Origin of the sequence: Sulfurimonas hongkongensis (assembly GCF_000445475.1) — a bacterium.
Classification (GTDB): Bacteria; Campylobacterota; Campylobacteria; order Campylobacterales; family Sulfurimonadaceae; genus Sulfurimonas; species Sulfurimonas hongkongensis.
Genome location: NZ_AUPZ01000021.1, coordinates 14,355 through 39,585, shown reverse-complemented (window position 1 = coordinate 39,585; position 25,231 = coordinate 14,355). Strand labels below are relative to the sequence as shown.

18 protein-coding genes and 1 pseudogene are annotated in these 25,231 nt (G+C 36.6%); all 19 read right to left on the bottom strand.

The window, feature by feature from the left end; all coding sequences use genetic code 11:
- Positions 1-96 (bottom strand): annotated as a pseudogene (locus tag M947_RS23575) (sulfate adenylyltransferase subunit CysD); the annotation flags it as partial.
- A gap of 70 nt (positions 97-166) precedes the next feature.
- Positions 167-925 (bottom strand): SapC family protein, encoded by a 759-nt coding sequence (locus tag M947_RS22885; protein WP_021288511.1) that lies wholly within the window; start codon positions 923-925, stop codon positions 167-169.
- 6 nt (positions 926-931) lie between these two features.
- Positions 932-1,123, bottom strand: coding sequence for a DUF6447 family protein (locus M947_RS22880; RefSeq protein ID WP_021288510.1), 192 nt, complete (start codon positions 1,121-1,123; stop codon positions 932-934).
- Positions 1,124-1,143: 20 nt separating this feature from the next.
- On the bottom strand, positions 1,144-3,093 hold the full coding sequence (locus tag M947_RS22875) for a tetratricopeptide repeat-containing sulfotransferase family protein (RefSeq protein WP_021288509.1): 1,950 nt from the start codon (positions 3,091-3,093) through the stop codon (positions 1,144-1,146).
- Between the two features lie 146 nt (positions 3,094-3,239).
- Positions 3,240-6,830 carry a beta strand repeat-containing protein gene (locus M947_RS22870; RefSeq protein ID WP_021288508.1) on the bottom strand — a complete coding sequence of 1,197 codons (3,591 nt, stop codon included), beginning with the start codon at positions 6,828-6,830 and terminating at the stop codon, positions 3,240-3,242.
- Between the two features lie 216 nt (positions 6,831-7,046).
- Positions 7,047-8,024 (bottom strand): acyltransferase family protein, encoded by a 978-nt coding sequence (locus M947_RS0112160; protein ID WP_021288507.1) that lies wholly within the window; start codon positions 8,022-8,024, stop codon positions 7,047-7,049.
- A 2-nt stretch (positions 8,025-8,026) separates the two neighbouring features.
- Entirely contained in the window at positions 8,027-8,407 is a 381-nt protein-coding gene (locus M947_RS22865) for a GtrA family protein (RefSeq protein WP_021288506.1), read from the bottom strand.
- Between the two features lie 2 nt (positions 8,408-8,409).
- Complete coding sequence (locus tag M947_RS22860) at positions 8,410-9,348, bottom strand: glycosyltransferase family 2 protein (protein ID WP_021288505.1); 939 nt, start codon at positions 9,346-9,348, stop codon at positions 8,410-8,412.
- Positions 9,345-10,976: a DUF6311 domain-containing protein gene (locus tag M947_RS22855; RefSeq protein ID WP_162139356.1), complete on the bottom strand. Its 1,632-nt coding sequence runs from the start codon at positions 10,974-10,976 to the stop codon at positions 9,345-9,347. The genes M947_RS22860 and M947_RS22855 overlap by 4 nt, the downstream gene beginning before the upstream one ends.
- Positions 10,973-14,674 carry a glycosyltransferase gene (locus tag M947_RS22850; RefSeq protein ID WP_021288503.1) on the bottom strand — a complete coding sequence of 1,234 codons (3,702 nt, stop codon included), beginning with the start codon at positions 14,672-14,674 and terminating at the stop codon, positions 10,973-10,975. Before M947_RS22850 ends, M947_RS22855 begins: the two co-directional genes overlap by 4 nt.
- The gene (locus M947_RS23415) at positions 14,665-15,939 is read right to left on the bottom strand and encodes a class I SAM-dependent methyltransferase (RefSeq protein ID WP_021288502.1); all 1,275 of its coding nucleotides are present in this window, start codon (positions 15,937-15,939) and stop codon (positions 14,665-14,667) included. The genes M947_RS22850 and M947_RS23415 overlap by 10 nt, the downstream gene beginning before the upstream one ends.
- Positions 15,936-17,150 carry an ABC transporter ATP-binding protein gene (locus M947_RS22845; protein WP_021288501.1) on the bottom strand — a complete coding sequence of 405 codons (1,215 nt, stop codon included), beginning with the start codon at positions 17,148-17,150 and terminating at the stop codon, positions 15,936-15,938. Before M947_RS22845 ends, M947_RS23415 begins: the two co-directional genes overlap by 4 nt.
- Positions 17,147-18,298, bottom strand: a complete 1,152-nt coding sequence (locus tag M947_RS22840) for a glycosyltransferase family 4 protein (RefSeq protein ID WP_021288500.1) — start codon at positions 18,296-18,298, stop codon at positions 17,147-17,149. Before M947_RS22840 ends, M947_RS22845 begins: the two co-directional genes overlap by 4 nt.
- A 1-nt stretch (position 18,299) precedes the next feature.
- Positions 18,300-19,073 carry an ABC transporter permease gene (locus M947_RS22835; protein ID WP_021288499.1) on the bottom strand — a complete coding sequence of 258 codons (774 nt, stop codon included), beginning with the start codon at positions 19,071-19,073 and terminating at the stop codon, positions 18,300-18,302.
- The gene (locus M947_RS22830) at positions 19,070-20,482 is read right to left on the bottom strand and encodes a mannose-1-phosphate guanylyltransferase/mannose-6-phosphate isomerase (RefSeq protein ID WP_021288498.1); all 1,413 of its coding nucleotides are present in this window, start codon (positions 20,480-20,482) and stop codon (positions 19,070-19,072) included. Before M947_RS22830 ends, M947_RS22835 begins: the two co-directional genes overlap by 4 nt.
- A gap of 404 nt (positions 20,483-20,886) precedes the next feature.
- Positions 20,887-22,197, bottom strand: a complete 1,311-nt coding sequence (locus tag M947_RS22825) for a sugar transferase (protein WP_021288496.1) — start codon at positions 22,195-22,197, stop codon at positions 20,887-20,889.
- 8 nt (positions 22,198-22,205) lie between these two features.
- Positions 22,206-23,294 (bottom strand): glycosyltransferase, encoded by a 1,089-nt coding sequence (locus tag M947_RS22820; protein WP_021288495.1) that lies wholly within the window; start codon positions 23,292-23,294, stop codon positions 22,206-22,208.
- A 19-nt stretch (positions 23,295-23,313) separates the two neighbouring features.
- Positions 23,314-24,192, bottom strand: coding sequence for an NAD-dependent epimerase/dehydratase family protein (locus M947_RS22815; RefSeq protein ID WP_021288494.1), 879 nt, complete (start codon positions 24,190-24,192; stop codon positions 23,314-23,316).
- Positions 24,193-24,195: 3 nt separating this feature from the next.
- Positions 24,196-25,230, bottom strand: a complete 1,035-nt coding sequence (gene gmd / locus M947_RS22810; RefSeq protein WP_031348194.1) for a GDP-mannose 4,6-dehydratase — start codon at positions 25,228-25,230, stop codon at positions 24,196-24,198.
- Position 25,231: the final 1 nt, after the last annotated feature.

Sequence of the window (25,231 nt, the reverse complement as noted above, 5' to 3'; positions counted from 1 at the left end):
TCTAAACTCTGCTATGACTTCTCTCATTATATGGATAGATTCAGCTTCTAGCTGCTTTAGGTGGGTTAAGCGATTTGCTTTTAGGTTATTTTCCAACAGTATCTTCTCTTTTTTTATAATATTAAATGACTCTAACTATACACAAGAGTCTATTAATCTGCCTTTACTATGTAAAGCTTATTGAATTGTTCTCGCTAAAAAAGTTATCTAAATCAATCTTGTCTTTTTTTGGTTCTTGCGTCTGTATATATTGCAATCGTTTACTTAGTTGTGACTCATTGGCTCTTGAGAAGAGTTGTGCATAGGCTACTGTTAGTGCTGAGTTATCTCTTAGCTCTTTTAGAGTATCTGCCTCTAAGGTGTTTAGCTTTTCTTCATCTATAGCATAGATACCTTGTAGTGTCTTTTTCTCTGCATCTACTATCTCAATTTCAAATGGAGTAAAAAGCTCATGCTTAGCTAGGGCATCTACTGCTTTTTTAGTTTGTAGTTTATTGCTGTGGCAGCTTTGTAAAAACTCTGCTGTTTTTTGTACCTCAGGAGTTAGGTTATGCTCACTGCTAAATATACTTTGGGAATCTTCTGCCTTTTGTAAAGCCTCTTCATCTATTGATAGGACTAGGTTACTGTTTTTATCTTTAGCTATAAAGAATGGATATGATTTAAAATGTGCAGGGATTATCTCGCATAGCCATATACCTTTTGGGTTTATGTAGCAGTTGGTGTTTGTATCTCCTGTTAGAACTACTAGCTCATAACTATCTTCTTTTTTTAAAAAGCAAAGTGTATAGCTTGTTATGAGTTGAGGAAGTTCAGCTAGGAGTGCTGGGGCTATTGAGATGTTTTTAGCAAAAGTATAATCATTGCTGTGTGGTGCATAGCTAGTGTTAATATCTAGGTTTTTGCTAATTGGGATTAGTCTCATATGAGCCTAATCTTTTGGTAGGGCATCAGCTAGTGCTTTTGCGTAAGCGTTTCTTGCTGTTTGGGCTATTGCTGTTTGAGTTTTTAGACTTGCTATCTCTTTATCTGTTATCTGCAATGAACTTAGCTGATCCTTTGCTTCATCTGAGAGTTTATCTGTGTTATATGTTTTTCCATCTATTGTAATTGTTTCTGCCATTGTTTTTCCTTATGTTTTATTTATTGTTGAAGAGCTGTTTTAGCGATCTCTAGCTTTCGCTCAAGTAGTTCTACTCTCTCTTGAGAAGCTTTATAGCTTGCAAGATACTCTTTGGCTTTTTGGCTAAGGTCATCTATGAGATAGTTTTTATCATTTATAGTTGCTATACCTTGTGTTTGACCTTTTGGAGCTTGTTTTTTTGGTACTTCCTTTTTTAGAGCATTTGCGTAAACATTTCTAGCTGTTTGCGTAATCCCCATAAGCTGCTTTAAGTGACGGATTTGGTTGATTGTATCATGATAGATTCCATCTAGGGCTTTATTATCAAGAGCACAGCCCTCTTTATCAAGTTCTTCCATAAGTGGCTGTAGATATTTTTCATACTTTTTCCACGCTTTTGAGCTACCTTTGTACATTCCTTTTCGCACCTGCTGGTTACTTGCAGTTGCTACAGCTCTTTTATTCTTATGAAACTCCAAACAACTATCTTCCCAAGGTAGTTCACAATACTCTAGTAGTTTTCTAGTCTCTTCTTCTTGGTTCTCTGTGAGAGCTTCATAGTTTAGATTATATATTTTATTACCATAAGCTTCATTGTAATACTTCATAATATGCTGATACAGCTTATGAAAGCGACCAAGGTAGCGTTGATTACATGAGTAATAGATTCCTGCATGGAAATACTGTTTATACATACTCCAGCAAACTGCCATAGGGTCACGATTTAAGTGTACTATTTTAGCTTCTGGGAATGCATCTATCATCATATGCACAAACTTAAAGTTCTCAGGCATCTTATCTACAAATATTGGTTCTTTTATATTATGAGCTTTTATAGCTTCATAGTAGCCTTTTCGCAAGTTTGCTACCTCTTTGGAGTAGTCATAATCCTCTTTCTTTAGCACTTTTTCTAGTGTTTTTTTTGCAAGGTTTGAGAAGTAGTAGAGTTCTCCTGCACCATGAACGCTAGAGTGGCTAGATAAAATCTGCTCAACTAGCGTTGTACCACTTCGTGGCATACCAATCACAAAGATAGGCTGCTTACCTTTAACGAGTTTTCTTTTATCTACTTTAGAATCTTTATGTTTATTATGGAAGTATTTGACAAGTTTAAAGGTATTGGTCTCTTTTTGAAAGTCATACTCATTTGTTTGTAATCTTAACTCACTTGCTAGATTTAGATAATGAAAAAATTTATCATAATCTCCTATATCTTCATGAGCCTTAGCCAAAGCGTAGCAAAGTTGGCAGAGTTGTTCTTTATCTGTAGTTTTTTTTTCAAACTCTAACATCTGTGCTAGATGATCTGAGTCTTTATCATACTTACTTATCATAGTGATATGGCGGTGAGTTACCATATCATCAGGTTTTATTTCTAGAGCTTTAGCATAGCACTCCAAGGCTTTTTCTTTTTCATTAAGGTTCATATAGTGAACTCCAATGTTGTTATAGCCATTTGGATTTTTAGGGTCTAGTTTTATTGCTTCTTTATAGTACTTTGTGGCTGAACTTGCATCGCTTACATCTTTATAAGCAGTTGCAAGAGAATTGGCAATTGCGGCATTTTTCTTATCAAGTTTATATGCTTTTTTTAGATATGCTAGTGCTTTATCTGAGCGTTTAGCTTGCATATGGCAATGTCCAATGTTTTGTAGGCAAAGGGGTTGGTTTTTCTCAAGTGATAGGGAGAGTTCATAGTTTTTTATGGCATCATCATACTTCTCCATCATCTCATAAAGATTAGCAAGATTGTAGTAGATATGATAGTTTTGTCCCTCAGCTAGGGCTTTTTGAAAATATTCTAAAGAGTTTTCATACTCTTTTATGTATTTGTAGCAACTAGCCATAAGATTGTATAAGAAAAGGTTATCAAAGTCGTGTTTTTTAGCTTCTTCTATTGCCTCTTTATACTTTTTAGCATTATATAGTTCTAAAATATTATTTTTTATAGTTTCTGTGTTTGGATTCATAGACTGCTTTCATTGTTCTTTTTATATTTGAGTAGGTGAGTCTACACACACTAAAATATAAAACTGTTTGGGGATTAAATAAAATGGCAACCCTTCCCAAAAGGGGAAGAGTATGCCAAAAGTTAACTCTTTATGGTTAAAAGAGATTATGCGATATCTAGAGCTGTGAAAACAGTGTCACCTGCAGTTCCATTGTCATCATCTAACATACCGATTAAAGTGATGTTGTCAGCTTGAACACCATCTGCATCACCTTTTACTAGGTAAGCATAAGCGTCGTAGTCTGTTGTACCAACATCTTGTCCGCCACCAGCTGCAGCCTGATATGTTGCAGTAGATTGATCGTTGATAACTACTATATAGTTTTCACCATCTTGTACACCAAGACCAGCGTTAATAAATGCTGCTATCTCATCATCTATTACCTCTTGTGTATAACCATTTGCTGTATGTTTTACGAAAGTTGTAATCTCTGCACTTCCTGTACCATCACTACTATCAGCAAATACATATACAGCACTATCTTTAGCATCTGCAATTTTAGACGCATTAGCTGCTAAATCAACTTTTTTATTAGCTGCATCAGTGATTGTATCTATACCTGTGATTTGGTTGAAATCGACATAAGAACCATGATCTACATTTGCTCCAGTTGCTGCAACATTTGCAGCCATAATTATCGTATCAACACCACCATCGTTTTTAAAGTTGTAAGTAACATTGTTTTCCTTTCCAGTTGTATTAGCTGTAAATACTAATTCAACAACATCATCAAACTTACCACCACTTACTGTTACACTACTATCAGTTGCAGCTGTAGCTGTAGCTGCATTTTCTACAGTAAATGCAGCAGTCGCTTTACCAAGTTGCACCATTGATTCTAAGTCATTATCAGTTACGATATCACTTCCACCATTTTCAAGCTTAATATCAGCTCCAATTGTTGCATCACCGATAGTGTATACACCTAGAACATCAGATACATTCTTAAGATTTACATTAACTTTTGTTGAAGCAGTAGATGAAGCACTAGTTAAAATAACCTTATCTTCACCAACTGTAAAGTCTTTGATAGTTGCGTGAGGAGCAGTAGCAGCAGCAGCTGTTACAATTTCAACTGAGTCATCTCCACCACCTAAAGTAACAGTTGCCATTTTTCCTGCTGCAACAATTACAGAATCATCTTTATTACCAAGAACATTTACAGATGCAGCTGTAGTATCAAGAGTTACATTTCTAACTTGGATAGAATCTCTCATGTCTTTTGAGCTTAATAGTGTACCACTATTTTCAAGTTTGACATCCCAAACACCAGCACCAGCAGCAGTTCCAGCAACTGTATATACACCAGCAGCTACATCTAGATTATCAAGTCTGATATTACCAGCAGCAGTTGCAGTAGTAAGAACTACAGTATCTGTACCTTTAACAAAATCTTTTACTGTAACAGTACCTACTGTAGCAAGGTTATCAGTAATTTCAATTTTATCACTTCCAGCTTCTGTCCAGATAGTATCATTTCCAGCTGCAATAACAGTATCGTTACCTGCACCAGCTTTGATAGTTGTAGCAGTAGTACTTGAAGTAATTCTATCATCTCCAGCACCAGTTGTTACTTTAGTACCAGCTGCAGCAGTCGCTACATTTATAATGTTATCTCCGTACATTGCTTGTACATCAAGTTTTGTATTAGTACCTGTAGTAATAATATCATCACCTTTACCGCCAACGATAGTTACAAACTTCGCAGCATTTGCAGTCGCACCAACATCTGAGTCTGTTACACTATTGATTGTAAGGTCTCCCTCAAGGCTAGCAGCAGAGATTACTTGACCGTAGTTCATAACAGTGATGTTGTTAAATGTGATGTTTTCATCACCTTGAACAACCATAACATCAGTTGAAGTATCAGTTGTAGCACCACCAGTAGAAACTGCAGCACTTAAAGTAACATCATCTACAACCATAGAAGAGATTTCATCAAATCCATTTTCATCAGCATCATAGTCTGTTACTTCATCAGCTTCTGCAGAGATAAGTAGTGTATCTACCGATGCACCTGTTGTTATTACAGAACCAGCTGAAGTTTGTGCTTCAGAGATAGTCATCATAGCAGTACCAGTTGTAAATGCTGTATCTTTATCTCCATTATCTACATTTAAAGTCAAACCATTACCACCTAAGTCAGCTGCAAGGTTTAGTGTTGTGTTTTCGTTGATAGTAGTTGTACCAGTTGTATTTACTGCAGCTGCTCCAGCTGTACCACCAGTTAGACTAATAATATCTACAGCTGCTTTAGATAGATCAATCGTTGCAACGCTTGCTGCTACTGTGTTATTAAGAGTCAAAGTATCAATAGCAATTGTAGAAACTCCACTGTTTGAAGCAGTTACTTTTACACCGTCATAATTTTGTACTACCCCTACAGTTGTGTCATAACTACCCATTAAATCAAGTCCATTTGTACTCACTAATGTGATGTCACCATTTCCTGATAAAGTAACTTCTTTACCGATAAGGGCACCTGCAGCGCTTTGAGAAAGTGTTACTTCTAAATCATCACTTGCGTTGATATCTAACTCAAGATTTTGAGTCATAGTAGTAACACCAGCAGCAGCACCTTGAGCAGAGTCTAATTCTAATTCACCTGCAGCGTTTATAGTAACAGTATCACCAGCTGAGTTAATAGTTGTTAAAGTAACTGTAGCATCATCAGTAGCTGTTACATTATAGTTATCAGCACCAGCTGCAGCACCTGTTAGGTTAATAGTTGTAGCAGCACCTGCATCTACAGTTACTTCATCTCTTGTTCCAGATGTAAGTGAAGTAATATCAAGAGTAGCTATGTTTGTACCAGCGTTGATGTTTTCAGCATTTAGTGAGTTTGCAGCTGTAACAGTTGCTACACCACCAGCGATTTTAGTGCTTAGGTTAAGATCTTTTGTGCCACTCACATTTGTAAGATTAAATCCTGTTTTTACAAACTCACCTTGAATGTTAAGTGTTTCAACATTTTGGATTCTTGCAGATATGCTATCAGAGTTTACTGAAGCGTTTAAAATATCGCTATCTGTCGTAGTGTTATCTAATACTAAGTCACCATTTTGAAGTGAGCCAAGTTCAGTAGCATCAAATATGTCATTTTTTTCAGTACCGTTTACTACTTCATCGCTGACACTTTTAGTAAGCACGAAAGTCTCGCCATGGTCAGGGTTAACTGAATCAATCTTAGATTTTGCAGTAGTAACAGTAGCTGCGTCATCAGTAACAGTCAATGCACCTGCTGGTTTGTTAGCTGAAGCGAATGCAGTTGATGTTGCATAGTCTGCTGGAGGTGTTGCTAGAGTGTCCGCTGTATAGTCAGATACTTCTACACGGTTAGCAAATTGTTGAGAAGCTGCTGTTGGAGCTGTGTTTTGGATCTCTACTGCTGACTTAATAAGTTCTGCAACTACTGTGCCTCTTGAGTTTGTTGCAAGAGCATTTGTCCAAAAGTCAACACCAGAGCTATCTTCTGCATATGTTTTACCAAGTGTGTTTAAGTAAATATACTCAATAAACGCTTGATCAGCAAGCTCGCCACCAAAGTATGTGTTTGCAGCATCTGTATCTAACATAGCGTTTGCAGCTGTTGCCATATCGGCTTCTGCTTGCCAGTGTGTATTACCTTCACCCTCTGATGCTCTTCCGAATAAAGATACATAGAGTTGAGATACTTGAGTTTTTGTTAAAGCCATTTTGTTTCCTCCTTAAGGAACGTAAAAAAATTTGTAATCGTTATATAAATCTAGTTCTAATAGGCTAGACATAAAATAGGTGCACCATTTACATGTGAACCGTTTATTAGACCGTAGATAAACATACAATCACCTCACTATCGATAGTATTTATTTAAAATACTTGTTGATATCTTAGCATACAAATCTTAAAGTTTGAACATTAAATGTCATTTTTTATGCAATACCTCTTAATTTTGTTACTTTTTTTTCTATAAGTACTATACCACTGTATGACACGAGAATAGAGAGGATAAAAATGGAGATGAGATATAAGAGAGAGTGATTTTTGCTAAAGCCTAAATATTGCAAAATCCAGATGCTGAGGAAGTGGCTTAAGAAAACACCATAAGAGAGAGAACCTAGCAATGAGTTTAGGGGTAGTTTGATCTTTATATGTTTTAGAGCATATATAAGTGGGATACCTACTAGTAGTGCTATAAAAGTCTCCTTTGTGTAGGTTGGGCTAAAGTAGTTTTTTATGCTAAAGATAGTCATAAGAGTTGTCATGCTTGTGTAGATAAAGATTAGGAAGTAACGGTTGTGCGTGAGATGACTCTTGTTTATAGCTGCTCCTACGCTAAAGATAAAAAATACTCCTATGATAAATCTATAGCCAAAGTGGTCGGGGTGCAAGATGGAGAGGTTTGCTATGATGTATATAGTAAAAGAAATAAGCGACAAGGAGATAAAGATGGTTTTTTTGTTGATGGTAAGGGCTAGGAGCAGATATGCTTGAAGCTCTGTGCCTAGTGACCAAGCTGGAGGGATGAGCCACCAATCTACCCCTGAGGCACTTAGCAGAGCAAAGTCTGCGTACATATAGTAATTTAGAGGGATGATAAAAAGATTGCCCAAGATAGCTGTTATGGAGTATGAAGAGTGTGATAGTGAAGTTAAGTTTATAAAGATAAGTGTTAGAGTTGCTATGTATATATATAGAGGGAAGATGCGTAGTAGTCTATCTTTTATGAAATATCTTAGTCTATTTTTTTTGTTTTTGAAGATATCTTCATATAGATGAGATACAACATAACCTGCTAAAACATAAAAAAGCACTACCGCCATCACTCCTGGACTAAGACCATAGATGCTTACTCCCGTGTGTGATAAAACCACCATGCTAGCTAGTATAAATCTTAGATAACCAAACATCTTTATGCCTTTTTAAATGTCCAATATTTTTGTAGCACGAATGTTAGCACGGGTGAGATAAAAATAACCAATGAGACGCCTATGAGATAGTGCCATCTCATAAACTCTGCAAAGGCGGAGAGAGAGATGGTTGCAAAGAGTGCAAATAAAGAGGCTAGGATAAAGCGTTTGTAGGTGTAGAGAGAGGGTTTTGTTTTAAAGGTGTAGCTTGAGTTTAAAAAAAATGATATGGTGTTTGCGACTAAAAAGGCTATGGTGTTTGAGAGAGTTGGGTTTAGGTAGAGTTTCTCAACAAGCGATATAACTACTAGAAGGTGCGTCAGGGTGTTAAATATGCCAATGAGTGCAAAAACATAGAACTCTCTTTTGGTTTTTGAACTCATGCTTAGTTAGTCTTCTCTTTTGTGTAAGTTTTTCTTATGATATATGGCGGTCTGTTTTTGCTCTCCATATAGATACGTCCTATATACTCGCCTAGGGTCCCGATACTAATAAGTTGAATGCCGCCCATAAAGAGGATAGAGACTAGGATGGAGGGATAACCTGCTAGGTCTGAACCAAATAGTAGGGTTTTTATGATGATGTAGAGTGCATAGAGTAAAGAGATGCCAGCTATAACTACTCCTGCATAAGTCCAGATTTTAAGTGGTGCTGTACTAAAACTGGTTATGCCTTCTAGTGCAAAGTTCCATAGCTGCCATGTTTTGAACTTTGAGGTACCATGGAGTCGTGGAGAGACTTCATATAGGATAGAAGTTGTTTTAAATCCTACCCAAGCAAATAGCCCTTTCATGAAACGGCGGTTCTCTTTTAGTTCATTTAGTGCATTTACTACACTTCTATCCATCAGACGAAAATCACCTACATCTGCTGGTATCTCTATGTCTGAGATCTTGTTGTGAAGTTTGTAGAAGATTTGTGCAGTTACTCTTTGGAAGGCTGTGTCTGTTTTCCTGCTTGTGCGTTTTGCTAAAACAACCTCATAACCTTTGAGCCATAACTCAATCATCTGTGGGATAAGCTCGATTGGATGTTGCAAGTCTGCATCTATAGGGATTGCAGCATCGCCTGTGACATGGAAGAGTCCTGCTGAGAGAGCTGACTCTTTACCAAAGTTTCGTGAGAGGTCTACGACCTTTATGTAGCTGTGAGTCTCTTGCATCTTTAGCAATTTTGAGAGTGTTTCATCATTGCTACCATCGTTTATGGTGATTAGTTCTAGTTTGTAGGGGATGGTTTTAAATAGTTTATCAACTGCGTTGATAAAGAGCTCTATATTTTGCTCTTCATTATAACATGGAACTATAAGAGAGATTTTCTTCATTTTGCTTTCTCCTCTTTGCATATTGTAAGTAGGTCTATCTGTGAGCAAGTTATGCTAAGTTGTTTATCAAAAAAGTTATCTATTTGCTCTTGTGTGAACTCATCTTTTGCAAAGATATAGATGGAGTTTTTTAGCGAAGATGCTGATATTTCTTTTTTTGTATCGTTACAATCTGGTTGATAGCGTGCTATATAGCCTGTGTTGATAGTCATGGAATTTTGTGAGGCATAGAGCATAGTTGGTAAAATAGTGTTATGTGGTGGTAATTTTGAACAACGAAATTTTGGATAGAAGTAGATATGTTTTTTCTCTTGTCCTATTGCTTTTTTTAGGTTTTGAAAATTTATATGTGTAGGAGACACTCTGTTTGTGGTTTGGATAAATAGACTTACTCTTTGTCTTAAATCTGCTACTTGAAGAAGCAGTGTTAAGAGTAGAATAAAGGCTGCTTTTTTACTGTTTGTATGTCTTAAAACCATAACAACGCTAAAGATGGCAACTGCATAACCTACTGGCCAGAAAAATCTGCCTGATGCTCTGAACTGGTGGACTAGTGAATCCAAAAGACTTGGGTAGTGGATGCTTGCGATTTTAAAAGTTCCAAAGTAAATTTTATATGAGAGAGAGTAGATAAAAAAAAGTATAAACAATATAAATATATAGCGGTGACGAGTGAAAAACCCTCTATCATGCTTTCTTTGAAGATAGATTGCATAAATTAACAAGAAGATTAGACCTAAACCTAAGTAGTTAAAGCCTTCGTATTGTCCTGGCATCTCGGCATTTGGAATACTTATAAAAGCTCCTCCATAAAAGGGAGCCAGCAGGTTCATCGAGTAATATCCCCAGCCGAAATCTTGTGCAAATTCTCCTGATGGCAGTGGAAATATTGTTAGATATGAGGTTAGAGCTATGAGAAGTAGAGGCGTAAAAAATTGCGTGAGGTTTTGTTTTAGTTGAAGTCTTTTGAGGTTTGTGACAATGGTTGCAAAGAAAATAGTAAGAGACATAGTAAAGAGATATATATTTATATAGAATGCAACTGTTAAAAGAGCTGTCCACAGAAAGGGTTGGTATGGGGTTTTTTTGGCTCTAATGTAGAGAGCAAAACTTAAAAGAATAATAAAATGTGACATCAAAGAGATATGTCCTAATCTTGCTAAGAACGAGGCAGAGAGTATAAAAAATGTGCTAAGAATTAGAAGTGCGAGGTATGAGTTTATGTTTAAAACTCTTAGAATAAGCCATGCAGAGATACCTTGTGCTATAAAACAGAGTGCTATATAGTAACCAAAGGGGTTGATCCCAAAGAGTGACTTTGGGAGTATTAGTTTTAACAGTAGTGAGTAGATGGGAATGATATCTACAAAAGTGCTTCTTGTTCCTATGGGATAGTTAAATGAGTCTATCTTAAAGAGAGGAAAGTGCCAATCTTCGTTAAAGTAAGCGTTAAAACCTGCTAGGTACTGCGTAATATCATCATGTTGGCTTAGCCAGTATGAGGAATTACCTGTTATAAAGCCTATGGGGAGGGTGTAGCTTATGAAGAGCGTTGCAAGAGATATAACAAAGAGTAAACCACCTAATGAATTTGAATGAAAGAGTGTAGAATTTGGTTTTAGAGTCATTGTGTAAATATCTCCAGTAATTTTTGTGCGTTTTGATTCCAAGTAAGCCATGGCATATTGTCTGATTTTGGATGTGTGTTTGTTCTATAGAGTTCTAACCATTCTTGTATAGATATAGCTAAGGTTTGCGGATCGGTTGAGTTGGGAAAATAATAGGCATGACTACCTGCTACTTCACGAAATACAGCGATATCTCTAGCTATGATAGGGAGTTTTTGTTGGGCTGCTTCTATGAGAGGAAGCCCAAAACCTTCTGCTTGGCTTGCGACTATAAGACAAGTGGATGCGGCATAAACTTTTTCTAAAAGGGTATCGCTTATGCCCTCAAGCCAAAAGAAACGGATGTTGTCTTGAAGCTTTTCAAGTTGTTTTATAGTCTCTTCTACCATCCAGCCTTTTTTGCCGACGACTACAAGTGTCACTTCTTTTGCTTGTTCTTTTAGTATCTCAAAGGCTTTTAAAACCTGTGCATGCCCCTTGCGAGGCTCTATTGTTCCTACCATTAAAAAAGTGGTGGTTGAACTTAATATAGAGAGCATCTCTTTTTCTTGTTCGCTGATTTCATCTCCAACACTTAAGGTTTGGATATCTGCTCCTAAATGAAGGGGAATAATTTGAATATCATGAAGTTTTTGAGGTTTGTGGGTTTGTATCCATTGCGTAAGTTCCCCAGCCACTGTGTTTGAAATAGTTATTAACTTGTCTGCTAGATCTGTTATGTTTTGTAGCCACTGTATATGTGTTGTTTCAATATAAGAGGGGAAGAAGTTTGGATTTGAGATAGGGAGGAGGTCATAGACTAAAAAAATCATCTCTACGCCTAAGGCTTTATATCTTTCATAAAGACCATTTTGTCTATTTTTCATAACTTCATCGGCACACAAGTCTAATCCATAAAAGATATCTCCACTAGCTATATCAATAGGTTCATCCTCCATGTCTAGGTGCTCTAATCCTAAGAGTGTTGCAGTGTACTTTCTAGCGTATCTATAGAGTGGCTCATTTTGAGCAGATGAAAAATAGACTGGTTCTATGCGAAGACCCGATGGAACATTTTTAATAAGCTCTATGAGCTGTGATCGCACAACTCTTTGTATCCCTGTTTTTAAGTCAATATAGACTATAGAGGATATGTCTACTAAAATTTGTTGTTGTTTTATTTTTGCAAAGGTAGAGATAGCTATAGCTTTTGCAAGCTCTGCTACATCATAATCTAGTAAATCTTTAGAGTTTGAGAGGGATGATAGTAGATATGCGTATCCAAACTGTTCTTTTTCATAAAATTTTTCGATTGCTTTGGTGTATAGCTGCGCACATCTTTTAGGATCATGTTTTTGCGATAGAAGTTTTTTGGCATTTTGTGCCAACATAGCCCTTTTTTGAGTATCGTTAAAGAGTAACTCTAGTGCTCCTTTAAGTTCACAAATCTCAAAGTTGTCTTCTAGCATTAAAACCGCATCTTTTGGAAGTTCTGATAGAGAGCCATGTGCATTGGTGATGGTAGCTTGTGCATAGTTTAGACAATCCAATATGGCAGCAGAAGTTTCACCCCTAGAGGATTTGCGGAGTTGAACACCTACATCAGCAGCTAAAAGATAGTTTTTAAAATCATCATCGCTTACCCAGTCTGTTATGATGATACTTTTTTGTGATATATATTTCTTCATTTTTACACTTAGCTGCATGCCGAAATCGCCTGTGTGCATTTTTCCAACAAAAATAAGAATAGAATTATTCTCTTTAGATAGCGTAGAATCAATCCATGCATCAAGAAGTTTATCACTTAATTTGTTTGATTCAATCAAGCCAAAAGTACATACTACAAAAGCATCTTTTGGGATTGAGAGTTTTTCTCTTGCTACTTGTTTACTGCTTTGTTGTGGTGCTTTTCTTAGTAGAGGGATAATGCACCAATCGTTTGCATTGTTCTTGCCATAGTATCTTTGGGCCAACTCTTGTGCATGTTTTGAATGAACGATAACACCTGTTGCCTCTTGCAAGAGAGGCAAGTTGCACGGATATCTCCATAAAGCTTCACTTTTTTGCTCTGCGCTTGCAAACTCTTGGGCTGCTTTGTATCCATGAGAGTTGTAAAGAAGCTGCGTAAGAGTTGAGACCTTGCCTTGTGCCATGTACTCTAAAATATGAGATAGATAGAAGTCATGGAGGACAACTACACCTGAGACTTTTTGCAGTAACTCAAACATATGAGAGTGAAAGGTGGAGTTACCAAAATGATATAAAACTCTCGTGTAGTTTCTATGGTGTTTTAGAAAGTACTCTACTGTTTGTATAGGATACGTTGCTGTTACTTTTGGGTCTATCTCCTCTTTGTTTGGAACGATAAGCTCGATATTATAATCAAAAGAGAGTTCTTCTAGTAGCTCGATACTATATCCGCTGATACCTGTTTGATGTGGAGGAAGTGGAGAGAGATAGGCTAACTTCTCTTTGGGGGAGTCTATTTGACGAGACTCTTTTTTTATGAAGTTCTTCTCCATAAGCTCTATAGCTTTTTTTGCGCTCTCATCCCATGAAAACTCTTTGCTCTGTTTTAGAGAGTGTTTTTGAAGCTCTTTTAAAAACACTTCATCTTCTAGGATTTCTTCTATCTTTTGGCGTATAGACTCAACTTTGTTTGGATCAAAGAGAGCTTTTGGGTTGTTTATCACCTCAGGGATGCTTGTAGTGTTTGAGCCTATAGTAGCAGTTCCACATGCCATAGCTTCAAGAGCTGGCAAGCCAAAGCCTTCATGAAGTGAAGGAAATACAAAAAGGGTGCAAGTGCTATAGAGTGCTATCAAGTCATTATCACTTACATAGCCTGTAATAATAAGTTCATCTTGGTTTAGTTGTGCATTTTTGGCTATGTTTTGAAGTTTTGTTTTATCTACTTGATCCACTTTGCTAGCTATGACAAGTTGGTAGGTGTTTCGTATATATCTAGACAGTTTACTGTATGCTAGGATAAGATTTTTAAAGTTTTTTCTATCATCAAATCCTCCTGGGGCGTACATAATGAACTTGCCTCTTATGTTGTAGGCTTGATGTAAGTTTTGGATTTGCTCTTCTGAGAGCTTTCTGGGATAAAAACTCTCATCAACTGCTGCGGAGATATTTGTTATCTTCTCTTGTGCTAGATTTAGCACTTGTTGCGCTTCTTCTTTTGTTGCTTGGGAGATACAGAGTAGCAAATCTGCTTTTTTTAGAGAGTCTATTTTTCGTTCATAATACTCTTGTTGGATTTGTGTTGGCAAATATTTTTGAGAGGCTAGGTATGGAATCAAATCATAAAGGATAACGGCTGTTTTAGTATCTTTAAATCTTCCTATTGAAGTAACGGCATCATCTACATAACCCTCAAAAAGACTGGTTAGTAAAACTATATCAGGGCTTAGTTGCTCTAAAAAATATTCTCTAATTAGTTCTGCATTTCTTGCTTGAGAAGAGTTTGATAGATTATACTCAGCTATAGGTGTAGGCACTTGAAATACTTTTATTCTATCTGGTGGTATTGTATCTTTAAATTTTTCACGAATATCTAAAATACTTTTAGGAAAAGCTGCATTTAGTGCAAGCCATATTTCATGATTGGTTGCATTGCGAGCTACGGCTAAGGCTAAAGAGAGTGAATATCTGCCAATACCACGAAATCGACTGCTTGTTTGTGCACCTTGTAAATCTATGACTATTCGCATTTTTGCACCTCTTTTTCTTTCTGCTCAATGGCTACTTTAAGGTCATTATAGACTTTTTTAGTTCGTGGAGACAAGGCATCTTGTGAGATAGGGTATTTTATATTTGGTGGCAAATTGTAATCATTTCCGATGCGTCTTAATCTTGCTTTTAGTGAAGGAAAGTGATTTAAGATATTTGTAATTTGTTTTTTTAATTTCGGATGAGCATTAGTATAATTTTTAATTTTTATTGCCAATTTTTTAAGGGTTCTTCTTGGTCTGCTTGATGGTGAGAATGTAAGCCATGCAACTGAACCTCTCATAAACCATCTTGCTACTTTACCCGCAACTCTAAGTGGTTTTGTTACTTTCCATGAACGACTATTTACAACCATGGTATAGTGATGCCATGCTTGTGTGGCTTGTGTTTGGGCTTGTGTAGCTTTGATTTGAGCTTGTGTAGCTTGGGCTTGGGACTGTGTTGCTTTTATCTCTGCTTGGCTAGCTTGAGTTTGTATGCTAGTTAAACGATTTTCAAATTTAGCGACTAATGTTTCTAGGGTTATTCCATACTCTTTATCAAATAATTCATCAAAATTTGAGACGATTTCATTGCCGGCTTGTTTTTGGGAAATAACAGCATAATCGGGACTAACACCGCTTATAATTTGCCAAAGGGTAACTGATGTAGCACTGAGTAACTCTTGTGATTCTTGTAAGCGTAAGACTTTTGTTCGCCAAAAACCATAGTATTCTGTTAAAAAAGAGAGCAGTTGTGATGGAATTGGGCGAGTATGTGTTGGGTCTAAATAAAAATTATCTGTGGCTACTTGAATATTTTCTGCATTTGGTGTTTCTAAGATAAGAAGTCCGCCCGGTTTTAAAACTCTTAATGCTTCTTGAATAAGGAGTTGCAAAGTATCAAAGGGAAGGTGTTCTGCAATGTGAAATCCAGAAACAATAGAGCAACTGTTGTCACTAAGCTCCTTTAATGCTTCAATGGCATCTTTTTGTGTTACACTTAAGCCTCTGCTTTGGCAAGATTCTAGCATTCCTGCATCTAAATCAACACCTTGCATTGCGTAGCCATTCTCGCTTAAGAGCTCTAGCCATTCACCTCTTCCACATCCTAAATCTATTGCGTTTGGGTTTGTATCAAAATCTTTTATTTTTTCAACAAATGGAAGATAGATTTCTAGACGAGATTTAATAAGCTCTCTGCTTCCTCTATATCTATCTTCAAATGCTTTATAAAAATCATTGTTTGGTATAGCGGTTTTTATCATTGTACTACCTCAGTGCATGATATTTTTGGATGAAGATTGCAAAGTCCGACAAAGTGTTCACCTACTATTCCTGCTACTTCAAAGTTTGTTGCATTATCCAACCAGTGAGAACAATCTTTTAGATGAGTGTCACTAGAGTGCAGAGCTGCTGTTATACTATACTTTCCAATGCCTATATTTAGTGCCATTTTATAGCTACAAGTATAGTATGTGTTAGCTTTTAAATCTATGTTTAAATTGTGATAATAGGTGTTTGTGCCAAAAATATCCTGAGCAAATTTATCTCTTATCATAATACCTACCGTCATGTTGGAGATATCTTTGTTAGATTTTATCTCAATCTCAATAGTAGCCTCCTCTCCTGAACTAATGACATTTGAATTTGAATCCTCTCCTATAATATTGACCTTTATAATCTCTACATCAAAAGTACCAAAGGAGTTTTTGCAATCATCTTTCATACTTATTTTTTCATCTGCATCATTTAGTTTTGAGATGAGAAAGTTATAGTTATTTATGACGACTTCTGGATCACCCTCATTCTCAACAGACCCCTGATTTAAAAGAATTACTCTATCGCAAAGAAGCTTTAGAGAGTTTAGATCATGTGAGACATATATGATAGACATATTTTGCTTTTTTTTCTCTCTTAGTGCTTTTGTACATTTTGCACCAAAGTGTGCATCTCCGACTGAGAGGGCTTCATCAACTATAAAGATTTGAGGTTGTGAATAGATGGCTATAGAGAACGCAAGCCGCATTTTCATGCCTGATGAATAGGTTAAGATAGGCTCATCTATATATGAACCTAGTTCGCTAAAGTCAATAATATCTTGGGCTTTTTCTTTGCACTCTTTTTGTGTCATGCCAATAAGTGTGCCGTTTAAGAAGATATTCTCATATCCTGAGAGTTGTTCATTGAAGCCTGTTCCGAGCTCTAGTAGTGCAGTTACTCTTCCATGTCTTATAATCTCCCCAGAGGTTGGCTCCGTAACTCCTGCAATGATTTTTAGTATAGTTGATTTGCCCGCACCGTTTACTCCGATAATGCCTAGAGTTTCTCCCTCATAAAGGTCAAAACTTATATTGTTGTTTGAGATGAACTCTTTATGATATATCTTTTTTGTAAAAATCTCTTTTAGTCTGTCGAAGTTTGATTTATAAATTTTGTAGATTTTTGTTATGTTTTTTACTTCTAAAACTTTTATCATTTTGCTAAAACCTTTTTTAAAACTTTTAAATGCTCCAGTGCTGACTTATCCCATGAAAAAAGTGCAGCTTGGCTTTTACCTTTTTGTGAAAGTTCTTCTCTTGATTTATTATCATTTAAAAGAGTTAATATTTTATCTCTTATCTCTTGTATATTTGCAGGGTCTATGTATAAGACTGCATCACCGCATACTTCAGGAAGAGATGCTACTCTTGAGACAATGGCAGGAGCACCGCATGCCATAGCCTCAAGCGGGGGAAGTCCAAAACCCTCATAAAGAGAGGGATAAATAAAGATGGTAGCAAGGTTGTAGAGGTGGGCTAACTCAATATCTAAGAGGTAGCCTAAATAACGGATGTGCTCTTTATTTTTTTCGATTTTTTTCATAACTTCTTTGTTTTGCCATCCTTTAAAGCCGACTAAAATAAGTGGCAATTCTTCCTTTTTCTCTTTTGGAAGTAAATCGTATGCCTCTAGGAGGACTAAGAGGTTTTTGCGAGGTTCTATGGAGCCTACAAAGAGTAAAAATTGTTTTGGCAAGTCTAGCTTGATTTTTGTTTTTTTAAGTTCATCTTGTGGATATGGTTTGTAGAGTTCATGGTTTACCCCATGGTAGATTGTACTGATGCTCTCTTGTGGTATCTGTAAATAGCTAATAATCTCCTGTTTTGTGAAGTTTGATCCCGTAATGATATGATCAGCTTTTTTTATAAGTTTGAAAAAGTTTTTATTATAATAGTTTATAAGTTCTTTTTTGTGCCAATGAGGTTGAAGCATAAAAGAGAAGTCATGGATGGTAGAAATAACCTTTTTAGCTTTGATATTTGGATTTGGGATAAAATTTGGCTGAAAATAGAGGTCATACTCCACTTTATAAAATTTTGTAAAAAAAACATAAAGCTCTCTGCTCGCTCTTTTAAGCAGAGGAAATTTTTTTATGAATAATTGTAGTTTTTTTACTCTATGTTCACTCTTTGTCTGCTTTTGTAAAACCCCATAAAGCTCTTTTTTGTGAAGTCCGTAGTTGAAAAATATATCATATCTATCTCCAGATAACTTCTGCAAACGTTCTGAAACCTCATAAGTATATCGTCCTATACCAGTTATGGGAGAAAGAAGTGAGAAAGCATCTATAAGTACTTTTTTCATGTTAAATAATGTCCTTAATGGTGCTTATCATCTTTTTGTAAAGATAAGCACTCAAGAGCAAAGTCATGATGCTCATAGTTAAGACAGTGATTACTGAGATAAATGTTGGCACTTTTGAGTAGAGAAATATATCTTGGTAGATATGAACAAAATGGTAAAATGGATTAAGGGTTAAAAGTAGCGGATATTTATCTCCTATCATCTCTCTCATATAGATGATGGGAGTCATCCAAAACCAGAGTTGAACTACTATAGGAACCGCCTCTTTGAAATCTCTAAAAAATGGGGTAAAAAGCGAGAGGATCACACCAATGGCAAGAGCAAAAATGGTTTGAATAAATAAGATAGGAATAAGATATAGAAATGTTAGAGTTATGGGATGATCTACTAAAAGCAAAAAGATAAGTGCTAAGGAATATGATAGTAGCAAAATGCCAAACTCTGTGATGACAATGCTTAGTTGATATACATAGACTGGTACACTTATCTTTTTTATGAGGTTTGCTTTTTCTAAAATAGAGCCATTTAGCCTCATCAAAATAGTGCTAAAGGAAGTCCATGCCAAAAGTCCCGGAACTAGATAGATACTGTATGAGTAGCTGTTGTCAACAATCTCTAGCTTCATCTTCATAAAGTCTGAAAATATAACTGTATATATAAAGATAGTGATGATGGGAGAGAGAATATACCATAATTGCCCTAGTCCTGTTCCTACATAACGCTCTTTAAAATCTCTCTTTGCAAAGCTAAATGCTAGTAAAATGATATGTTTCAATTGCACTCTTGTCTTTTGTAGTCATCTTCTACTCTTAAGATGTCATCTTCGCCTAGATAATCACCAATCTGTGTCTCTATAAGAACGAGTGGGAGTTTTCCTGCGTTTTCTAGGCGGTGAAGCTCTCCCATAGGGATGTAGATAGACTCATTTGCACGAAGAGCTTTTTCTTCCTTTGCTAGTGTTACTATAGCTGTTCCACTTACCACTGTCCAGTGTTCACTTCTGTGAAAATGTTTTTGCAGTGAGAGTCTGCCTCCTGGTTTTACCTCTATGCGTTTGATCTTATACTTTGAGTTATCCTCTAGTACGGTGTATGTTCCCCAAGGTCTATGCGCTGTTAGATGGATGTTATGCAGTTGAGAGTCTTGACGTAGTTTTTGTACTACTTCTTTTACTTTTTGAGATGAGCCTTTTTTTGAGATAAGGAGTGCATCTCCTGTATCAACAATGATAAGGTCTTCTATATCAACAGTTGCTATTTTTCTCTCATCTCCATAAATAAGGTTGTTTTTACTATCTATTTGGACATATTTTTCATTTATGGTATTGCCGTTTTCATCTTTGGGTAGCTCCTCATATAGGGCATCAAAACTTCCTACATCTGACCAACCGATATCTGAGCGGATCACTTTTACTTTAGATGATTTTTCCATAACTGCGTAGTCGATGGAGTTTTCGGGGATTTTTAACATATCGTCTTGTTTAATCGTGATTATATTTGCAAGTGAAGCTAGCGCTTTACTGGTTGTCAAGGTTGCATTTTTAAAAGCTTGTAGTGAGGAGTTGTAAATCTCTGGAGAGTATTTTTGAAGTTCTTTTAAGAAAACTCCTGCTTTGAAGCAAAACATGCCACTGTTCCAGTAGTAATTCCCCGCTCTTAGATACTCTTTTGCTCTTTGTAGGTCTGGTTTCTCATGAAAAGCCTTTACATCTTCACCATCTGCTTCTATGTAGCCAAATCCCGTTTGGGCAAAGGTGGGTTTTATACCAAAGGTGACAAGGGAGTCTTTCTTTGCCGCCTTTTTTGCACGCTCTAGCACGACTTGATACTCTTTTTCATTTTTAATGAGATGGTCTGATGGGGTGACTAGAACAATCTCTTCTTTATCTAGTGCCATACATGCAAGAGCGATTGCTGGAGCTGTGTTTCTGGCTGCTGGTTCAAGAAGATAGCTTATAGCGGCATCGTCTAAAAGAGGTGTCTCTTGTGTTTGGTCTTGGGCTAAGAGATACTGCTGGTCACTAGAGACTATAAAGCTTTTTTGGCAAGAGGAGCGGTTTCTCTCAAGCGTTAGCCTAAAGAGGGACTTACCGTTAAAGAGTTTTACAAATTGCTTAGGCATAAGTGTTCTGCTTATAGGCCAGAGTCTTGTACCACTGCCACCACATAAAATAATATTTGTCATCACTATTCCCCTTTTTAAAGAGGGATTTTAGCACTTAGATGCTTATTTGTCTATAAACTTAGATGGGTGGGGTGTGGAATATCGAAAGTTGTCATTTTGAACAAGCGAATCGTCATCCTGAACAAGCGAATCGTCATCCTGAACAAGCGAATCGTCATCCTGAACAAGCGAATCGTCATCCTGAACTTGATTCAGGATCCAAAAACTGGATTCCGTGTCAAGCACGGAATGACGGGTGATGAGTGTTTGAACGTCGGGTGATGAGTGTTTGAACGTCGGGTGATGAGTGTTTGAACGTCGGGTGATGAGTGTTTGAACGTCGGGTGGTGAGTGTTTGAATGTCGGGTGGAAGGTTTGAACGTCGGGTGAAGTGTGGAATGACGAGGGAGGACGAGGGAGGTGGTTTATTTTGCGCCAACTTTTAGAAGTACTACTTTTGTTGTTTTTAAAAATATAACAAAGTCCATCCATAGAGACCAGTTTTGTATATACCAAGCATCTAAATCAACCCTTTTTTTAAAGGTCAGTTTGTTTCTACCACTTACCTGCCATAAACCCGTAAGTCCCGGTTTGACTCTAAGGATGATATTTTTGTTGTCCTCACCCATAGCATGGAGTTCTTGTGGCATGTAAGGTCTTGGCCCTATGAGATTCATATCGCCTTTTAGTATGTTGTAAAACTGAGGGAGTTCATCTAATGAGGTTTTTCTTAAAAAGCTACCTACTTTTGTGATGCGAGGATCATTTTTATACTTGTGAAACTTTTTATAGTGCTCAACCTCATCGGGATTTTTTAAAAGATACTCTTCTAGCACGTTTTGTGAGTCTTCGTGCATTGTACGATATTTATAGCACTCAAAGAGTTTAGCATTTTTTCCTAATCTTTGTTGCTTGAAAAAAACTCCTCCTTGTGAATCCCTTTTGATAAGAAAAAAGATAAAAATATGTAGTGTTAAGGCAAGGGGTAGAAGCACAAGTGTGATGATTTTTTCAAAAAATGACTTTATAAATATGTTTTTAGCACTTAGGAGTCTATTTTGGATGTGAATGGCTGAAAATCTAATGTTTGAAAAGTCGATTATTGTCGCATGTGAAAAATCTAAATAGTCCAGATATGGGATGATGAATATGTCTTTTGTGGTGCGAGAGAGCTCTTTGACTCTCTCTTGAAGTTCATTTAAGTCAAATCCGCGAGAAGAGATGATAATGAGATCATAATTTTTTTCATCTTCTTTGTAACCAAAATACCAGTTTTTTTCTATCTCCTGAGTTATGATGTTATAGTTTTGTTCGTCTGCGACTATCTTTACTCTATGTTTAAAGGCATCAAATCTGAAAAAGATTTTTTTAAAAACTCTTTTGAAAAAAAGTGTTGTAAAGATGGAGAGTATAAAAAATTTTAACAAAAAATCTACCGAGTAGGTGTCAAAAACTTTTGCAAGAGAGATGATGGTAAAAATCGCAAAAAAAGAGAAAAAAAGACCCTTAATAACTCTTAATGCATCACTCCAAAAATCATACCGAAATGTATATATCTTCTGCACACCAAAGGCTAAAAGTATAAAAACAAAAATCCAAAGATATAGAGATATATCCAGCGGTGTGGACTCTCTTTGCCTAAGAAGTGCAAAAGAGATATAGAGTGCAAAGAGATCAACTCCAATAAGCAAAAAGGTAAGTAAATATGAAAAAGGGTTAAATTTTGAACTGTTCATGAGGCTGATTATACTTCAAAACTCTTTATAAACTCTTGTATCTCCTCTTGGAATCTCTTTGTGTTATATGATTTGGCATCTTCTGAGATAGAGGCTAAATCAAATGTTTGTTTCTCAAATCTAGCTACAGCTTCCATGATCTCTTCTTTAGTTTGCTTATGAAAATGGATGCCATTTTTGCCCTCTATAACTGTCTCTGCTGTACCACCTTTACTAAGAGCTATAACTGGTGTTCCGCATGACATGGCTTCAATGGGCACTATGCCAAAGTCTTCAACTGCAGCATATACAAAAGCTTTTGCTCTTTGCATGTTGTGTGTTAGTACATTTTTTTCTTGGTATCCCAGCACTGTAACGTTTGTTTTTGCTATAGCTTTTATGGTTTTTAGATTCTCACCACTTCCAATAACCATGAGTTTTTTATCTGGCATCTCATTGAATGCCTCTACGATTAGTTTTGTTTTTTTATAAGGAACCAGTCTTGATGCAGTTAGATAAAAGTCTTCTTTGTTTGGTGTGTAAGTAAAGTTTTGCGTATCAACGGGCGGATATATAACTGTTGAGTCTCTGTTGTATGTTCTTTTGATTCTCTCTTGTACAAAGATGGAGTCTGCTATAAAATGATCAACTCTATGTAGTGTTTTTATATCCCACTTTCTGATATATTCAAGTGCAGTTTGGACAAAGAGTTTTTTTGGCTGAGGCAGAGATGCTGTATACTCATCGTACAAATCCCATGCGTAGCGAATCGGCGTGTAACAGTAGGATATATGAAGTTGATTTTTGTGTTTTTTTACCCCTTTTGCCACTGCCCAAGAACTACTGATGATCAAATCATATTTGCTTAGATCAAAACTCTCTATTGCCGTAGGAAAAAGAAAAAAGTAGCTTCTAAAATGTTTTTTTGCAAAGGGGAGTTTTTGGATAAATGATGTTTTTGCAAACCTACCATCAAGAACAGTCTCTCTGTCTTTTTTACTTAAAAAATCAACAAGTGAGAATATATCTGCATCTCTATAGATATCAAGCAGTGCTTTTAGAACTTTTTCTGCTCCTGCATCTGTTACAAGCCAGTCATGCACTATCGCTACTCTCAACTACAACGCCCTTTTATATCTAAGCTTCAAGCATATCACGCAGAGTTTGTTTAAACTCTTTTTGTTCTACTTTGCCTATGGCTTTAAAGAGTTTTTCACAAGAGCCTGTAAGAGTTTTTATCTCGCTCTTTCTTACGAAATCGGGGTTGGTTTTGACCTCTATCTTGTAGCCTGATATCTCATTCATCATATCTATAACATCTAAGAGCTTTATGCCTCTGTTTGAAGCGATATTGAAAATTTCGGAGCTAAGAGAAGACTCTAAAAGCCTTTTATAAACTTCACAGACATAGCTGATATCATTAAACTCTCTACTTACATCTAAGTTACCTAGTTCTATGGTTTGTTTTTTTTGTTTAAAATGTTTCACTATTTTTGGAATTAAAAAGTGTTCTTGCTGATTTGCACCTGTATAGTTAAAGGGTCGTGTTATAATAATGTTTAATCTTGTAAAATAGTTTGCTGCTAGAGACTCCATGGCATATTTGCTCGCACCATAGTGATTTGTGGGTTTTGGGCAAAGTGCCTCATCTAAAACTTCTAGATCTTGATTGCCATAGAGTGTTGCACTGCTTGCTAAGACTATCTTTGTAGGGCTAAGGTTGAGTTCTATAAGGGCGTCTAGTATATTTAACGTGCCTAGAGTGTTTACTCTATAAAAGTCTTCATTTTGTCCGTGAGCTGGAAAAGAGATGCCACTTAGGTGGACTAGATAGTCTGGTTCACATATCTTAAGAACATCTATGATATCATCTTTTTTTGTGATATCGCATCTATACTTTTTATCTCCACTCTTAAATAGAGAGGTTCCGTAAACTTCATATCCTGAATTTTTGAGATATGAAGATAGGTGAGTACCACTAAAGCTGTCTATTCCTGTTATAAGAACTTTGTTCATCTCTTAAAAGCTACAATCTGTTTCGTTTCGTCTTAAATCTTCTTTTACCATCATGGCGCATAGCTCTTCAAGGGTGCATTTTGCCTCCCAGCCTAGCTCATCTTTTGCTTTTTGTGGGTTTCCAATAAGAAGGTCTACTTCAGCTGGGCGGTAAAACTTTGGATTTACTCTCACAACTGTTTTGCCATTTGCCTTGTCTTTTGCTATTTCATTTTCAGCTTTGCCACTAAACTCAAGTTCAATTCCTGCTGCTTTAAATGCCATAGTTACAAAATCTCTTACCGTCTCTGTTCTGTTTGTAGCTACTACAAATGTATCTGATTTTGGAGCTTGTAGCATTAAGTACATCGCTTCTACATAGTCCTTTGCATAGCCCCAATCTCTTTTAGCATCCATATTTCCAAGCTCTAAACACTCTAGTTTTCCGAGTTTGATTTTGGCTACGCTATCTGTTATCTTACGAGTAACAAACTCTTTTCCTCTTAGAGGCGACTCATGGTTAAAGAGTATGCCGCTAGATGCAAACATACCGTAAGACTCTCTATAGTTTACCACCATCCAATGAGCATAAAGCTTTGCCGCACCGTAAGGGCTTCTAGGATAAAAAGGAGTACTCTCTTTTTGGGGAATCTCCTGCACTAAACCAAACATCTCTGAGGTGCTTGCTTGATAAAACTTTATCTTTGGATCTACTATACGGATAGCTTCAAGCAGATGTACACATCCAAGTCCAGTTATATGGGCAGTGGCTAGTGGTTGCTCAAATGAGACGCCTACAAAGCTCTGCGCTGCAAGATTGTAAATCTCATCTGGTTTTATATCTGCTACCATTCTTACGCTATTTGCTTGATCAGTTAAGTCGTACTCAACTAGATGAAGGTTTGGATGGTTCTCAATACCAAGCTCCTCTATACGCCAAAAATTAACCGAAGAAGTTCTTCTGTAGGTTGCATAAACCTCATAACCCTTCTCTAAAAGCAGTTCTGCTAAATACGCACCATCTTGCCCTGTAACACCAGTTATTATCGCTTTTTTCATC